Source organism: Streptomyces sp. NPDC002690, assembly GCF_053592415.1.
On sequence record NZ_JBSFVR010000171.1, the window covers coordinates 1 to 15,430 of the forward strand.

Below are 15,430 nucleotides of genomic sequence, written 5' to 3' on the forward strand. Positions count from 1 at the left end.
GTGAAGGTGCCCTCGGTGGTGACCTCGGCGAGCATCACGACCGTGCCGTCCCACGGCATGTCCGGGTGGTCCCAGGCGATCCAGGCGGCCCGGCGCACCGCCGTCGGTGGTGCACCACTGACCGGGAGCACGTTCGTCCAGGGCCCTTCGTCAGGCGGGCTCCGTCACACGGTTCCGGCTGGCGACGACCACCAGACCGCCGGCCACCGCGAGACCGAGCAGGGCGACACCGAAGGTCGTCGCCCCGTTGGTCAGCCCCACCGCGTCGCTGAGGTATCCCGCGGAGACCGGAAGGATGCCGGCCGGGATGTAACCTCCCACGTTGAGTGCCGCGTTGGCCTCCGCCAGATGCCTCGGCGGGACGCTGGAGTTGAGCAGCGACAGCCCACCGAGCTGACCCATCCCCTGCCCCGCACCGGCGAGCAGCGCGGAGGCGATGAGGACCGGCACCGAAGAGGTGTGCACCGCGACGATCAGCGTGATCATGCTCACCGCGGTACTCGCCGCGCCCGCCATGAGGATGACCGGCCTGCTCAGCCGCTGCACGGCGAACTGCACACCGGTGGCCGTGAGGAACATCGCGAACGCCATGGCACCCGCGACGATCCTGCTGGTCGTACCGAGCAGGCCGGACAGCAGCGACGGGCCGAGCGACAGCACGAACGACGTGGCGGTGATACCGGGCGCGAACACGGCGATCCCCAGCACGAGTTCACGCCCGTTGCCACGCGGCACCCCGGGCACCCGCACCCAGGCACCCTTGACCGGCGCCACGGGACGGCGGACCGGCATGCGCGTCACGACGAGCACGGCGGAGGCCAGCACCACGGCCTCGACCACGAACACGGTAACGGTCGGGCCGGGCAGCGTCTCGGACAGCACACCGGCCAGCAGCGGGCCGAGTCCGGCTCCGAAGACCATCGCGCAGGAGGCGAGCAGAGCGGCGATCCGCTTGCGCTCGGGCCCCGCCACGTCGGTCACCGCGGCCATGCCGGCCGAGACGACCGCACCCACGGCGATCCCGGTGAACAGCCTCGCCACGATCAGCGCCGCCACGGAGGAGGCGGTGGCGAAGATCAGGCAGGCCGCGAGGCCGAGCGCCAGCGCCGGGAGCAGTACGGGCTTGCGCCCCAGCCGGTCCGAGACGACTCCACAGACCAGGAGCGATCCGAGCAGACCGACGATGTAGAAGGCGAACACCACGGTCAGGGTGCCTTTGGAGAATCCGATGTCGCGCTGCCACAGCACGTACAGCGGCGTGGCCGCGTTCGACAGCACGAACACCGCGGTGACCGGCCACGCGGCCAGCCACACCCACCACAGCGGGGCACCGGTCCCGGCGGCGGGCTGCTGCGCTCTCCCGGCGACCGCCTGAACAGGTGAAGTCCGAGTCTCGGACATGACGTTCCTCCCGACTCTCAAGTACGAGTTGAGTCGAACTTAGCATGCAGTACGATCGAACTCGTACATAGGAATCGCGTCATAAGGAGTTGCCTATGCCTCCGGCCACGGGTGCCAACCCCGTCATCAGGGTGCTCCCCGAACCCTCCGACCTGCCCGAACCCCTTCCGGAACCGGCGGTCGACGAGCTGCGCCTGGAAACCGTGCTCGGCGCGCTCAGCGATCCTCTGCGGTTGACGATCATCAGGAAGCTCCTGCTGGAGTCGGAGCGGTTCGACCACACCTGCGGCTGGTTCGGCCTCGACCGGCCCAAGTCGTCGCTCACGCACCACTTCAAGGCGCTGCGGGAGGCGGGGATCACGCGCCAGCGCCAGTACGGGCTCGAACGCCGCAGCCAGGTACGTGTCGACGACCTCGACTCCCGTTTTCCCGGGCTGCTGGAGCTGGTCGCGGCCTGGACACCCGAGGCCTGAACGGACCTGCCCGGGGCATCGGGGCGCCCCGGCGGACGCAGGACGCCGGGGCGCACAGCCCGGGGCCGCGCGGGTCCGCCCCGAAGGGGGCGCCGGCGCGCCCGGGGTCCTCACAGGAGACCGCACGGCGCGGGAGGGGCACACACGGGTAGCCGGTCTCGGGGGTCGGGTTGCCCCGGACGACCCTGATCATGGCGGGCTCCAATCCGTCCTCGGTCAAGACTGCGCACGGCCTACAGCGGGATGTTGCCGTGCTTCTTCGGCGGCAGGGACTCGCGCTTGGTGCGCAGCTGCCGGAGCGCCTTCACGACGTGCTTGCGGGTGTCCGAGGGCATGATCACCGCGTCCACGTAACCGCGTTCGGCCGCGACGTACGGGTTGAGCAGCGCGTCCTCGTACTCCGCCATCAACTGCGCGCGTGTCGCCTCCGGGTCCTCGGCGGCGGCGATCGTGCGGCGGTGCAGGATGTTGACCGCGCCCTGTGCGCCCATGACGGCGATCTGGGCGGTCGGCCAGGCGAGGTTGACGTCGGCGCCCAGGTGCTTGGAGCCCATGACGTCGTACGCCCCGCCGAACGCCTTGCGGGTGATGACCGTGATCAGCGGGATGGTCGCCTCCGCGTAGGCGTAGATCAGCTTGGCGCCCCGGCGGATGATGCCGCCGTACTCCTGGTCCACGCCCGGCAGGAAGCCCGGCACGTCCACGAAGGTGAGCACCGGCACGTTGAACGCGTCGCATGTGCGGACGAAGCGCGCGGCCTTCTCGCTGGCGTTGATGTCCAGGCAACCGGCGAACTGCATCGGCTGGTTGGCGACGACCCCGACCGGCCGGCCCTCCACGCGGCCGAAACCGGTGATGATGTTCGGCGCGAACAGGGCCTGGGTCTCCAGGAACTCGGCGTCGTCCAGCACGTGCTCGATGGCGGTGTGCATGTCGTACGGCTGGTTCGCCGAGTCGGGGATCAGCGTGTCCAGCTCGCGGTCCTCGTCGGTGGTCTCCAGGTCCGCCTCCTCCGGGAAGGCCGGCGGCTCGGAGAGGTTGTTCGACGGGAGGTACGACAGCAGGGACTTGACGTACTCGATCGCGTCCTTCTCGTCGCCCGAGAGGTGGTGCGCCACACCGGAGGTGGTGTTGTGGGTACGGGCCCCGCCCAGCTCCTCGAAGCCCACGTCCTCGCCGGTGACGGTCTTGATGACGTCGGGTCCGGTGATGAACATGTGCGAGGTCTGGTCGACCATGACCGTGAAGTCGGTGATCGCGGGGGAGTAGACCGCGCCGCCCGCGCAGGGGCCGACGATCAGCGAGATCTGCGGCACCACGCCCGAGGCGTGCACGTTGCGCCGGAAGATCTCGGCGAACAGCCCGAGCGCCGCCACCCCTTCCTGGATGCGGGCGCCACCGCCGTCGTTGATGCCGATGACCGGGCAGCCGGTCTTCAGCGCGAAGTCCATGACCTTGACGATCTTCTCGCCGTAGACCTCGCCCAACGAGCCGCCGAAGATCGTGAAGTCCTGCGAGTACACGCACACCGGACGGCCGTCGACCGTGCCGTACCCGGTCACCACCCCGTCGCCGTAGGGACGGTTCTTCTCGATGCCGAAGTTGGTGGAGCGGTGACGGGCGAACTCGTCCAGCTCCGTGAAGGAACCCTCGTCCAGGAGCAGGTCCACCCGCTCCCGCGCGGTGAGTTTGCCCTTCGCGTGCTGCTTCTCGACCGCGCGCTCGGAACCCGCGTGCGTGGCTTCGCCGATACGGCGCTGCAGGTCCGCGATCTTGCCCGCGGTGGTGTGGATGTCGCTCTGCGGCTCGGACATCGGGTGGCGGCTCCCTGCCTGGTCACGGGACATGACGGGGGCTCGGTCCGCGGAGACGGGCCCGGCACGCGTCCACGGGAAGCCCTCGTTCCTGTACAGCTACTGATCCGTAGCGTATCGGCGGCCCCACGGATCGGCAGTGCGTCCGCGTGCGTCCTTTGCCACACCTAGGGTGGCTTGCATGACACCCCCGGATGCGCCATCGAACCGCTGGTCGGACCTGGACCGGCCGCCCCTGAACACGTCCGCGCTCCGCCGCGGACTGCTGCGGCCGGGCGCGCTGTGGACCTCGCTCGACGTGGTGGAGGAGACCGGCTCCACCAACACCGACCTCGCCGCCCGGGCCGCCGCCCCCGTTTTGGGGAGTCCGCTCGCCGAGGGGGCGGTGCTCGTCGCCGAGGTGCAGAACGCCGGACGGGGCCGGCTCGACCGGGTCTGGACCGCGCCGCCGCGCTCCGGGCTCTTCCTCTCCGTCTACCTCGCGCCGACCGACGTACCCGTGGAGCGCTGGGGCTGGCTGCCGCTGCTCACCGGGGTGGCCGCCGCGACGGGCCTGGCCCGGGCCGCCGGGGTGGACATGGCGCTGAAGTGGCCCAACGACCTGCTGGTGACCGTGGACGGCGTCGAACGCAAGGCCGGCGGCATCCTCGCCGAACGCGCGGGGGACGGCGTCGTCGTCGGCCTCGGCATCAACGTCTCGCTCCGCGCGGACGAACTCCCCGCCCCCACCGCCGGCTCCCTCGCCCTCGCCGGAGCCGTATCCCTCGACCGCGAGACCCTGCTGCGGGGCGTCCTGCGCTCGCTGGAGCGGTGGTACGGCGAGTGGCGGGCGGCGGGCGGCGACGCGGCGGCCGGCGGCCTCCAGGCGGCGTACGCGGCCGGCTGCGCGACCCTCGACCGGACCGTACGGGCCGAGCTGCCCGGCGACCGCTCGGTGGTCGGGCGGGCCGTCGCGGTCGACGGCGACGGCCGCCTGATCCTCTCCACCGGCGACGGGCTCCAGCAGCCGGTCTCGGCGGGCGACATCGTGCATCTGCGCGGAGAGGCGGGCGGGCTCGTCTGACGGGGACAGGGACGCGGACGGGGGCAGGGGCAGGGACAGGGACGGGGACAGGGACGAGGACAGGGACGGGCCCGGGGCTGCGGCCCGGCTCGCGGGTGCCCGGGGCCGGTTCGAGGGCCGATTCGTGTGAATGTTCCGGCGGCGACCGAAGGTGCGGCCGACTGCGTACGGAGAGTGAACGCGCGCCGCTCCGACGGGTGAACGCGGCGCGCGCCGGAGTGCGAAAGCGTGAGTTGTCACGTCCGACGCACCCGTACCGGGCCATCGAGGACGTGAGCCAGGGCACACCTGCCGTATCGTTGAGGCGATCCAGCGACAGATCACAGATCGGCAGGGCAGTGCGCAGGGAACGGGCAGGAGGCGGCTGGTGACCGTCGGCGACACGGGTTCGGACGCGGGCGCGAGGCCTCCGTCGGACCCTTCGGTCCATGCCACGCCCCATCACGAGGTCGATCACACGGCCGAACCGACCGACGATCCGCTGGCGATCCGGCTGGAACAGCTGATCCTCGGCGCCGACCGCCAGTACACCCCCTTCCAGGCCGCCCGTACCGCAGGCGTCTCCATGGACCTGGCCTCGCGGTTCTGGCGGGCCATGGGCTTCGCCGACATCGGCCAGGCCAAGGCGCTCACCGAGGCCGACGTGCTGGCGCTGCGCCGCCTCGCCGGTCTGGTCGAGGCCGGACTGCTCAGCGAGCCGATGGCCATCCAGGTGGCCCGCTCCACCGGCCAGACCACCGCCCGCCTCGCAGAATGGCAGATCGACTCCTTCCTGGAGGGCCTCACCGAGCCCCCCGAGCCCGGGATGACGCGGACCGAGGTCACCTACCCCCTGGTCGAACTGCTGCTGCCGGAGCTCCAGGAGTTCCTGGTCTACGTGTGGCGCCGCCAGCTGGCGGCCTCCACCGGGCGGGTCGTGCAGGCGCAGGACGACGAGGAGATGGTCGACCGGCGGCTCGCGGTGGGCTTCGCCGACCTGGTCGGCTTCACCCGGCTCACCCGGCGGCTGGAGGAGGAGGAACTCGGCGAGCTGGTCGAGGCCTTCGAGACGACCGCCGCCGACCTGGTGGCCGCGCACGGAGGCCGGCTGGTGAAGACCCTCGGGGACGAGGTGCTGTTCGCCGCCGACGACGCCGGTACGGCCGCCGAGATCGCGCTCCGGCTCATCGAGGCGATGTCCGCCGACGCGACCATGCCCGCCCTGCGCGTGGGCATCGCCTTCGGCACCGTCACCACCCGGATGGGCGATGTCTTCGGCACCACGGTCAACCTGGCCAGCCGGCTCACCTCGATAGCTTCGAAGGACGCCGTCCTGGTGGACGGGGCGTTCGCCGAGGAGCTGATCCGTACGGGCGACTCACCCGAGTCCGAGGCCCGGGCCGCGGAGGAGGTCGCCGCCGCCGCCGAGCGGGCGCGGATCGCCGAGAAGGAGGGGCGCGAACCCGCCGACGAGCCGCCGCTGCCCGCGTACCGCTTCCAGCTCCAGCCCATGTGGCAGCGGCCGGTACGCGGACTCGGCGTGGTCGAACCGTGGATGCTGACCCGGCGCGCCCGCCGCGACGGCGGTCGCTGAATCCGGTCCGGCTCACCCCGCGCCGCTCTCCCGCCCGGAATCGCGGACAGTCCCCAGAGCGTGTTGCGGAAGTGGCGCCGTCCGCCCGGAGGGCGAGCGGCGGCGTCTGGTTCCGTAACACGCTTTAAGCTCCCCCGGAACGCCACCACCGGAGGGATGGAACCATGAGTGTCACGTCCGAGCAGCGGTTCGGGGAGTTCGTCGTCGTACGGCGCCACACGGAGCCCGCGCACGTCGCGGAGCTGGTGCTCGACCGTCCGAAGGCCATGAACGCGGTCTCCTCCGAGATGGCCCGGTCCGTCGCCGCCGCCTGCGGGGCGCTCGGCGCGGACCCGGACGTACGCGTCACCGTCGTCACCTCCAGCAACGCCCGCGCCTTCTGCGTGGGCGCCGACCTCAAGGAGCGGAACTCCCTCAGCGACGCCGAGCTGGGCGGGCAGCGGCCCGTCTCGCGCGCCGCGTACACCGGGGTGCTGGAACTGCCGATGCCGACCGTGGCCGCCGTGCACGGTTACGCGCTGGGCGGCGGCTTCGAGCTGGCGCTCTCCTGCGACGTGATCGTGGCCGACCGCACCGCCGTGGTGGGGCTGCCCGAGGTGTCGGTCGGCGTGATCCCGGGCGGCGGCGGCACCCAGCTGCTGCCCCGCAGGGTCGGCGCCGCTCGGGCGGCCGAGCTGATCTTCACCGCGCGCCGGGTGGAGGCGGCCGAGGCCCACGCGCTGGGGCTGGTGGACGAGCTGGTGGCGGAGGGCGCGGACCGGGACGCCGCGCTGGAGCTGGCCGGCCGGATGGCGGCGAACTCCCCGGTCGGCCTGCGGGCCGCGAAGCGCGCGCTGCGACTCGGCCACGGGCTGGACCTGCGGACGGGTCTTGAGGTGGAGGACGCGGCCTGGCGGTCGGTGGCCTTCTCCGGCGACCGGGCGGAGGGCGTGGCCGCGTTCAACGAGAAGCGGAAGCCGCGGTGGCCCGGCCTGGGGTGACGCCGAGTGACGGTGGAGCCGGGTGTGCCGTCGGCCCCGCCCTGGCTCGTCGCGCGATCACACCAGCCCATACGTACATAAGCTGGTGAGATGGGTGGTGACGATGTGCGACTGCGGGCGGTGGTCTCGCTGGCGCAGACGATGGCGGCGGCCTACACCGCGAAGGAGTCGTGGCGGGCCGCGGCGGTGGGCGCCCGCGACGCGCTGGGCGGCTCGTTCGCCGCGCTGTCCGTGTGGGAACGCGACCGGGGCAGGCTCAGGGTCCTGGTGAACGCCGGGGAGCGGGCCGAGGGGGAGGAGGAGTTCCCGGAGGAGGAGACCTACCCCGTCCACCGGTTCCCGGAGATCACGGAGTTCCTGCACGAGCGCTGGGCGGGCGGCGGCGAACCCGACGCCTGGGTGGAGACCGCCGAGGGGCGGCCCGGCAGCGACGCGCCCGCCCGGGGCGCCCGCCCGTTCTGCCATCAGCGGGTCGCCGCGCTCCAGCGGCGCGGCCGGGGCTGCTGCGTGGTCGCGCCGATCGTGCTGCACGGCCGGGCCTGGGGCGAGCTGTACGTGGCCCGTCCGGCCGGGGTGCCCGTCTTCGACCGGGACGACGCCGACTTCGCGACGGTGCTCGCCGCGGTGGTCGCGGCGGGCATCGCGCAGACCGAGCGGCTGGAGGAGGTGCGCAAGCTCGCCTTCACCGACCCGCTGACCGGCCTCGCCAACCGCAGGGCCGTGGACATCCGGCTGGACGAAGCGGTGGAGCTGCACCGGGTCGAGGACGTCGTGGTCAGCCTGGTGGTCTGCGACCTGAACGGGCTCAAGGCGGTCAACGACACCCACGGCCACGCCGTCGGCGATCGCCTGCTGGAACGTTTCGGCTCGGTGCTCTCGCGGTGCGGGGCCATACTCCCGGGCGCCCTCGCCGCACGGCTGGGAGGGGACGAGTTCTGCCTGATCTCGGTGGGGCCCGGGGCGGACGAGGTGGTCCGGGTCGCCACCGAACTGTGCGAGCGCGCCACGGCGCTGGAGCTGGGCGAAGGGGTGGCCTGCGGGGTTGCCTCCACCGGCGACCCGATCGGGCCGGTCCGCTCGGCCCGGCGGCTCTTCCGGCTCGCGGACGCCGCGCAGTACCGCGCGAAGGCGGACCGCGCGGTGGGCCCGGTGGTGGCCGGGCGGGACGGTGAGGTCATGCGGCTGGCCGACTCGCCGCCGACCCCGGCCCACGACCGCCGCAGGCTCCGGGGCAACCGGCCGTGAGGGCGGCGGGGCGGGGGGCCGGCAGCCATCGGTAAGGGGTCAACCCGGCTACCACTGGTGACATGGCCAGTTTCAGTACGTAGGGTTCTGAATATGGATATGCACACTGTCGTGGTGGGGACCTCCGGCACCACCGCCGAGGACGTCCTGGCCGTCGCCCGCGAGGGCGCGCGCGTGGTCCTGTCCCCCGAGGCGTTGGACGCCCTCGCCGCCGCCCGCAGGACCGTCGACGCGCTCGCCGCACGGCCCGAACCCGTCTACGGTGTCTCCACCGGATTCGGCGCCCTCGCCACCCGCCACATCGGCCCTGAGCTGCGTGGCCGCCTCCAGCGCAACATCGTCCGCTCGCACGCGGCCGGCATGGGCCCGCACGTGGAGCGCGAGGTGGTGCGCGCGCTGATGTTCCTCCGGCTCAAGACGGTCGCCTCCGGCCACACCGGCGTACGCCCCGAGATCGCGCAGACCATGGCCGACCTCCTCAACGCCGGGATCACCCCGGTCGTCCACGAGTTCGGCTCGCTCGGCTGCTCCGGCGACCTCGCCCCGCTCTCGCACTGCGCCCTCGCACTGATGGGCGAGGGGGAGGCCGAAGGGCCGGACGGCACCGTGCGCCCCGCCGCCGAACTCCTTGCCGAGCACGGCATCACCCCGGTCGAGTTGCGCGAGAAGGAGGGCCTCGCCCTCCTCAACGGCACCGACGGCATGCTCGGCATGCTGGTGATGGCCCTCGCCGACCTGCGCGCCCTCTACACCGGCGCCGACATCACCGCCGCGCTCTCGCTGGAGGCGCTGCTGGGCACCGAGAAGGTCCTCGCGCCCGAACTGCACGCCGTCCGCCCGCACCCCGGGCAGGGCGTCAGCGCCGCCAACATGCTGCGGGTGCTGGAGGGTTCCGGCCTCACCGGCCACCACCAGGACGACGCACCCCGGGTCCAGGACGCCTACTCCGTACGCTGCGCGCCCCAGGTCAACGGCGCGGGCCGGGACACCCTGGCGTACGCCGCCACGGTCGCGGACCGGGAGCTCGCCTCCGCCGTCGACAACCCGGTGGTGCTGCCGGACGGCCGGGTGGAGTCCAACGGCAACTTCCACGGCGCCCCGGTGGCGTACGTCCTGGACTTCCTGGCGATCGTCGCCGCGGACCTCGGCTCCATCTGCGAACGCCGCACCGACCGCCTGCTGGACAAGAACCGGTCGCACGGACTGCCGCCGTTCCTCGCCGACGACGCCGGGGTCGACTCCGGTCTGATGATCGCGCAGTACACCCAGGCGGCCCTGGTCAGCGAGATGAAGCGGCTGGCCGTGCCCGCCTCCGCCGACTCGATCCCGTCCTCCGCGATGCAGGAGGACCACGTCTCGATGGGCTGGTCGGCGGCGCGGAAGCTCCGTACTGCCGTGGACAACCTCACCCGGATCGTCGCGGTCGAGCTGTACGCGGCGGCGCGCGGTGTCGAACTGCGCGCCGCCGGAGGGCTGTTTCCGGCCCCCGCCTCCCGCGCCGCCGTCGAGGCACTGCGCGCGGCGGGCGCCGAGGGGCCGGGTCCGGACCGCTTCCTCGCCCCCGACCTCGCCGCCGCGGACGCGTTCGTCCGTGACGGCGGGCTGGTCCGGGCCGTGGAGCGCGTCACAGGGCCGCTGGGCTGACACGGCCGGGCCGCCGCCCTCCGTCACGGCGGGCGGGCGGCCCGCCGGACGGCGGCCGTCAGGCGGGCGAGGAGGACCGGCGGTCCGAGCGGGCGACGTACCCCGCGCCCAGGCCGAGCAGGACCGTGCCGCCGATCAGGTAGGGCGTGGTGTCCACGCCGGAACCGTCGCCCGCCTGGGCGAACGACCGGCTCGACGAGCCGTACGACTCGTCCTCCCGCTGCACCGGGGTGGTGGCGGTGGTTCTCGCCGCCCCGGTGGGCGAGGACGCGTCGTCCGTGTTCTTGGCCGACGGTACGAAGCAGAGCGCGCCGAGCACGATGCCCGCGGCGGAGACGGTCAGCAGTGTGCGGCGAGTGATGGTCACAGATTCGATCCCCTGACGACGACCTTGAGTTGACCCCCGTGGGGCGATGGTACGACCTTCATCCAGGAGTACCGCGCGGCCCCGGCGCGTCCGGCCGCCGCGTGCACGCACCGGCCCGCCGACGTGCCGCCCCGCAGCGGGTCGCGGGAGCGCGCGGGAGCCGGAGCCCTACGCTCCGGCCTATGAGCACTTCGGAGAGCACACACGAGAACACGGCACGGGGCCTGGCGCGGGACACCCGGGAGGCGGCGGCGGAGGACGTTCCGGAACCCGCTTTCATCCGGCTCCAGGTGGAGCTGGTGGTCGAGATCACCGATCTGGAAGCCCTGACCGGCACCGCCCTGGAAGCGGTCGCCGCCGAGTACGAGGACGCCCTCCCCGACCCCGACGACCACGGGACGGAAGGCGAACGCAGGCATGCCGAGTCCCTGGTCCGGGCAGACGCCGCAGAGGCACTGGCTTCGCTGATCGACCCGTTCGATCTGGTCAGCGCCGTGCCGGGGATCGAACTCGCGCAGGCTTCGTGGAGCAGCGAGGCCGTCGAGCACGATCCGGAGGACGACGACGAGTACGACGCGGACGCGTACGAGTACTACGACGCGGACGACGAGGAAGGCGAGGAAGGCGAGGAAGGCGAGGACAGCGAGGGCGGCGGGGCCGGCGGGCGGAAGTAGCCCGAGGACCGATCCGCAGGACGGCCCCGGCCGGCCGGTAACACCACCGGGGCCGGGGCCGGGAGCGCACGGGAACGGAGGGGCGACCGCGCGGACAGCCGCGCGCGGCGACCGGTCCGACCTGCGAGGACACCGTTTCCGGGCCGCGCGACGGCCCGGACCGGAACCGCGCCGGACCGATCGCGCGGATGCGGGAACCAAAGGCCGCCGGGGACGCGTCGATGAGTGGTGTTCCCCACATCCCGTGCGGATGTGGAACGGATCGCTACCGATCGGGGTTCTGGAACATTGACGGGGATCCGCGTCTGGCGGCGCCGTTACGGGGATTTTGGGGAATTGGCAACGATGGAGAAGCGTGTGATCACGGACAGCAAGCGGCGCAAGGGCCTGATGGCCGCGTCCGCCCTGCTCGGCGGCGTGCTGGTGCTCTCGGCGTGCAGCGGCGGCGACGATTCCAGTCCCTCCGCGAGCAGCTCCCAGAAGTCCCAGGCACAGGTCGACGAGGCCGCGGCCCAGGACGTGTCGGAGGCCCAGATATCGATCGAGCCCAAGAACGGCTCGACGAACGCCAGCATCAACAACGCGGCCAAGGTCACCGTCGCCAAGGGGACGCTGACCACCGTCACCATGACGACCGCCGCGGGCGACGACGTGGAGGGCACGCTCGCCGCGGACGGGAAGAGCTGGAAGCCCGCCGCGCAGCTGGAGCGCTCGACCACGTACAAGGTCAGCGCCTCGGCCAAGGACTCCAAGGGCCGTGAGGCCCACGAGAACGGCTCCTTCACGACCGTCTCGCCCGACGACAGCTTCATCGGGAACTTCACCCCCGAGGACGGTTCCACCGTCGGCGTCGGCATGCCGGTCTCGATCAACTTCAACAAGGCGATCACCGACAAGGCGGCCGTCCAGGCCGGTATCACCGTCACCTCCAGCAGCGGCCAGGAAGTCGTCGGCCACTGGTTCAATTCGCAGCGGCTCGACCTCCGCCCCGAGGACTACTGGACGGGCGGCTCCACCGTCACGCTGAAGCTCGCGCTGGACGGCGTCGAGGGCGCGGACGGCGTCTACGGAGTGCAGCAGAAGACGGTCACCTTCAAGGTGGGCCGCAACCAGGTCTCCACCGTCGACGCCAAGGCGCACACCATGACCGTCACCCAGGACGGGAAGACGATCAAGACGATCCCGATCTCCTCCGGTTCGCCCGACAACCCGACGTACAACGGCCAGATGGTGATCTCCGAGAAGTACAAGGAGACCCGCATGGACGGTGCCACGGTCGGCTTCACCGACGACGACGGCAAGGGCGAGTACGACATCAAGGACGTCCCGCACGCCATGCGCCTGTCGAACTCCGGCACCTTCGTGCACGGCAACTACTGGGGCGACCCCAGCATCTTCGGCTCGGCCAACACCAGCCACGGCTGCGTCGGTCTTCAGGACGTCAAGGGCGCCGGCGACGCCGACCAGCCCGCCGCCTGGTTCTACAACCACTCGCTCATCGGTGACGTCGTCATCGTCAAGAACTCCCCGGACAAGACGATCTCCCCGGACAACGGCCTCAACGGCTGGAACATGAGCTGGTCGGAGTGGACGGCCGGCTCGGCCGCCTGATCCCGGCGCTTCCCATCCCCCGTACGAGGGCGGTGGCACCCCGGTCCGCACGGACCGCCGGTGCCACCGCCCTCGGGCGTTTGCGGCACCCACGGGCGTTCTGGGCGGTTGCGCCCGGCGCCCAGGAGTTCCCGGCCCTGCAGGTTCTCATCCTCCTCTCATGATGGCCTTAACTCACCATCACGCCCGGTCCATAGGTTCGCGGCATGTTCTTCACCTACCTCCGGCGCGAGCTGCGCCGTCGCAGAAAGGCGGCGCTGGTCGTCGCCTCGGGGCTCGCCCTCGGCATTGCGCTGGTCATCGTCGTCAGCTCGGTCACCGCCGGGATGGGCAAGGCCCAGGACAAGGTCCTGGAATCGCTGTACGGCCTCGGCACGGACATGACCGTGACCAAGGCCGCCGCCGCCCAGGGCACCGCGGGCGCCCAGGAGCGCCCGAAGTTCAACTTCGACGCCAAGGACAGCGACGACGACGCGACGCAGTCCACCGACCGCGTCATGGTCCAGGGCTTCCAGACCCTGGCCGACTCCACCGTCACCAAGGTCGGGCAGCAGTCCGGCGTGGCGACCGCGGTCGGCGGACTGAGCCTGAACGTCCTCAAGGTCGACGGCCAGTTCAAGCGCGGCGAGTTCAAGCAGGACCAGTCGTCCGGCAGCGGCAACGCCGGCGGTCAGGGCGGCTACGGCGGCGGCCAGGGCGGCGGCGCCCCGCAGGGCCGCGTCGAGGGCGGCGGGGCCTCCTTCGACGTCAACTCCTTCACCGTGTACGGCACCGACGTCACGCACCAGGACCTCGGTCCGCTGACCTCCTCCGAGATCACCAAGGGCCGTACCTTCAAGTCCACCGAGACGAACGGCAAGGTCGCGATCGTCGACGCCTCCTACGCCAAGGAGAAGTCGCTCGCGGTCGACAAGACCGTCACCATCTCCGGCACCAAGTTCACGATCATCGGTGTCTCCACCGCGAGCAGCGGCGACGCCGCCGCGAACGTCTACATCCCGCTCCAGCAGGCCCAGACGCTCTCGGACTCCAAGGCCAAGGTCACCACGGTCTACGTGAAGGCCAAGGACTCGACGGCCATCGACAGCGTCAAGTCGACCATCCAGAAGAACATCTCGGGTACCACCGTCACCACCTCCGCCGACCTGGCCGACACGGTCTCCGGCTCCCTCTCCACCGCCTCCGACCTGGCCTCCAGCGTCGGCAAGTGGCTCTCCATCGTGGTCCTGATCGCCGCCTTCGTGGTGGCGGGCCTGCTCACCTCCTCGGCGGTCAGCCGCCGCGTCCGTGAGTTCGGCACCCTGAAGGCCCTGGGCTGGAAGAGCGGCCGGGTCACCCGGCAGGTCGTCGGCGAGGCGCTCGTCAACGGCCTCATGGGCGGTGTCCTCGGTATCGCCGTCGGCCTGGCCGGCGCGTACATCGTCACCGCGATCAGCCCCACCCTCACCGCGGAGCTCGGCTCCGGCGGCGGTGGCGGCGGCGGTGGCGGTGGCGGCTTCGGCGGCGGGATGGGCGGTCCCGGCCGTCAGTCCGCCGCGAAGACCCTGGACATCGCGCTGACCGCGCCGGTCTCCGTCTCCACCATCGTGATCGCTGTCGTACTGGCCGTGGCGGGCGGGCTCATCGCCGGCGCGTTCGGCGGCTGGCGCGCCTCCCGGCTGCGCCCGGCCGACGCCCTGCGCCGCGTCGAGTAGTCACCGGCTCCACGACCTCATCTTCCGTACGTACAGCAGGAGTCCACACATGTACCAGCTCAGAGGCGTCACCAAGCGCTACATGCGCGGTAAGACCAAGGTCGACGCGCTCGCCGGTGTCGACCTGACCATCGAGGACGGTGGGCGGCTCGTCATCCAGGGCCCCACCGGTGGCGGCAAGTCCACCCTCCTCCAGATGCTCGGCGGTCTCGACCGGCCGACCGAGGGCACCATCGAGCTCGACGGTGTCGACCTCGCCAAGCTCTCCGAGGCCAAGCTCACCAAGGTCCGGGCCGAGTCCATCGGCTTCGTGTTCCAGAGCTTCAACCTGATCCCGACGCTCACCGCCGCCGAGAACGTCGAGACCGCCCTGGTCCCGCTCGGCATCGGTGCCAAGATCCGGCGCGAGCGGGCCATCGAGGCGCTGGAGTCGGTCGGCCTCGGCGACCGCCCCAGCCACCTGCCGAGCGAGATGTCCGGTGGGCAGCAGCAGCGCGTCGCCATCGCCCGCGCGCTGGTCAAGAAGCCCAAGGTGCTCCTCGCCGACGAGCCGACAGGCAACCTCGACGAGTCCATGCGCGACGAGATCATGACGCTGCTCGAAGGGCTCTGGAAGGAGCTGGGGCTGACCTTCGTCATGGTCACCCACGACAGCGCCCTCGCCCGCAAGGCCCCGCGCCTCGCCACCATCCGCAAGGGCAAGGTCACCGTCACGGAGAACGCCTCCGCCTGACCCGGTCCGTCGCGCCCGCGCGACCGAACGCGCCGACCGAACGCGCCGACCGCCCCGCCGGGGTAGGAACGAGCGGTACGCGCCCGGCAGCCGGTAACCCAAGTCCTCCTCGGCGCCCAGGATCTGCGTCTCGGACACCGCGACGGCACCCTTGGGCA

13 protein-coding genes and 1 pseudogene are annotated in these 15,430 nt (G+C 71.8%); 10 read left to right on the forward strand and 4 right to left on the reverse strand.

The window, feature by feature from the left end:
• Positions 1-150 precede the first annotated feature (150 nt).
• Positions 151-1,401 carry an MFS transporter gene (locus ACWD3D_RS21110; protein WP_451462376.1) on the reverse strand — a complete coding sequence of 417 codons (1,251 nt, stop codon included), beginning with the start codon at positions 1,399-1,401 and terminating at the stop codon, positions 151-153.
• A gap of 95 nt (positions 1,402-1,496) precedes the next feature.
• Between ACWD3D_RS21110 and ACWD3D_RS21115 the strand changes: the two genes are divergently transcribed.
• Positions 1,497-1,874, forward strand: coding sequence for an ArsR/SmtB family transcription factor (locus ACWD3D_RS21115; protein WP_451462377.1), 378 nt, complete (start codon positions 1,497-1,499; stop codon positions 1,872-1,874).
• A 233-nt stretch (positions 1,875-2,107) separates the two neighbouring features.
• Here ACWD3D_RS21115 and ACWD3D_RS21120 read toward each other — a convergent pair whose 3' ends face one another.
• Positions 2,108-3,688 (reverse strand): acyl-CoA carboxylase subunit beta, encoded by a 1,581-nt coding sequence (locus tag ACWD3D_RS21120; protein WP_451462378.1) that lies wholly within the window; start codon positions 3,686-3,688, stop codon positions 2,108-2,110.
• A gap of 181 nt (positions 3,689-3,869) precedes the next feature.
• Between ACWD3D_RS21120 and ACWD3D_RS21125 the strand changes: the two genes are divergently transcribed.
• From ACWD3D_RS21125 to hutH, 5 genes are all read left to right on the forward strand, one after another.
• Positions 3,870-4,751, forward strand: coding sequence for a biotin--[acetyl-CoA-carboxylase] ligase (locus tag ACWD3D_RS21125; RefSeq protein WP_451462379.1), 882 nt, complete (start codon positions 3,870-3,872; stop codon positions 4,749-4,751).
• 367 nt (positions 4,752-5,118) lie between these two features.
• Entirely contained in the window at positions 5,119-6,324 is a 1,206-nt protein-coding gene (locus tag ACWD3D_RS21130) for an adenylate/guanylate cyclase domain-containing protein (RefSeq protein WP_451462380.1), read from the forward strand.
• Positions 6,325-6,488: 164 nt separating this feature from the next.
• Entirely contained in the window at positions 6,489-7,304 is an 816-nt protein-coding gene (locus tag ACWD3D_RS21135; protein WP_451462381.1) for an enoyl-CoA hydratase/isomerase family protein, read from the forward strand.
• A gap of 90 nt (positions 7,305-7,394) precedes the next feature.
• Positions 7,395-8,549 carry a diguanylate cyclase domain-containing protein gene (locus ACWD3D_RS21140; RefSeq protein ID WP_451462382.1) on the forward strand — a complete coding sequence of 385 codons (1,155 nt, stop codon included), beginning with the start codon at positions 7,395-7,397 and terminating at the stop codon, positions 8,547-8,549.
• Positions 8,550-8,648: 99 nt separating this feature from the next.
• Positions 8,649-10,193, forward strand: a complete 1,545-nt coding sequence (gene hutH / locus ACWD3D_RS21145) for a histidine ammonia-lyase (protein ID WP_451462388.1) — start codon at positions 8,649-8,651, stop codon at positions 10,191-10,193.
• A gap of 58 nt (positions 10,194-10,251) precedes the next feature.
• On the opposite strand, the gene ACWD3D_RS21150 is transcribed toward hutH, so the two are convergent.
• Positions 10,252-10,560, reverse strand: a complete 309-nt coding sequence (locus tag ACWD3D_RS21150) for a hypothetical protein (protein ID WP_451462383.1) — start codon at positions 10,558-10,560, stop codon at positions 10,252-10,254.
• Positions 10,561-10,742: 182 nt separating this feature from the next.
• Here ACWD3D_RS21150 and ACWD3D_RS21155 point away from each other — a divergent pair, with 182 nt between their 5' ends.
• The 4 genes from ACWD3D_RS21155 (at position 10,743) to ACWD3D_RS21170 (ending at position 15,272) form a co-directional block, all read left to right on the forward strand.
• Entirely contained in the window at positions 10,743-11,234 is a 492-nt protein-coding gene (locus tag ACWD3D_RS21155) for a hypothetical protein (protein ID WP_451462384.1), read from the forward strand.
• 345 nt (positions 11,235-11,579) lie between these two features.
• Positions 11,580-12,845, forward strand: coding sequence for a L,D-transpeptidase (locus ACWD3D_RS21160; protein ID WP_451462385.1), 1,266 nt, complete (start codon positions 11,580-11,582; stop codon positions 12,843-12,845).
• A 206-nt stretch (positions 12,846-13,051) separates the two neighbouring features.
• Positions 13,052-14,539: an ABC transporter permease gene (locus ACWD3D_RS21165; protein ID WP_451462386.1), complete on the forward strand. Its 1,488-nt coding sequence runs from the start codon at positions 13,052-13,054 to the stop codon at positions 14,537-14,539.
• 49 nt (positions 14,540-14,588) lie between these two features.
• A complete protein-coding gene (locus ACWD3D_RS21170) occupies positions 14,589-15,272 on the forward strand; it encodes an ABC transporter ATP-binding protein (protein ID WP_451462387.1) in 684 nt (227 codons plus the stop codon).
• A 48-nt stretch (positions 15,273-15,320) separates the two neighbouring features.
• Here ACWD3D_RS21170 and ACWD3D_RS21175 read toward each other — a convergent pair.
• Positions 15,321-15,430 (reverse strand): annotated as a pseudogene (locus ACWD3D_RS21175) (cell wall assembly protein Knr4); the annotation flags it as partial.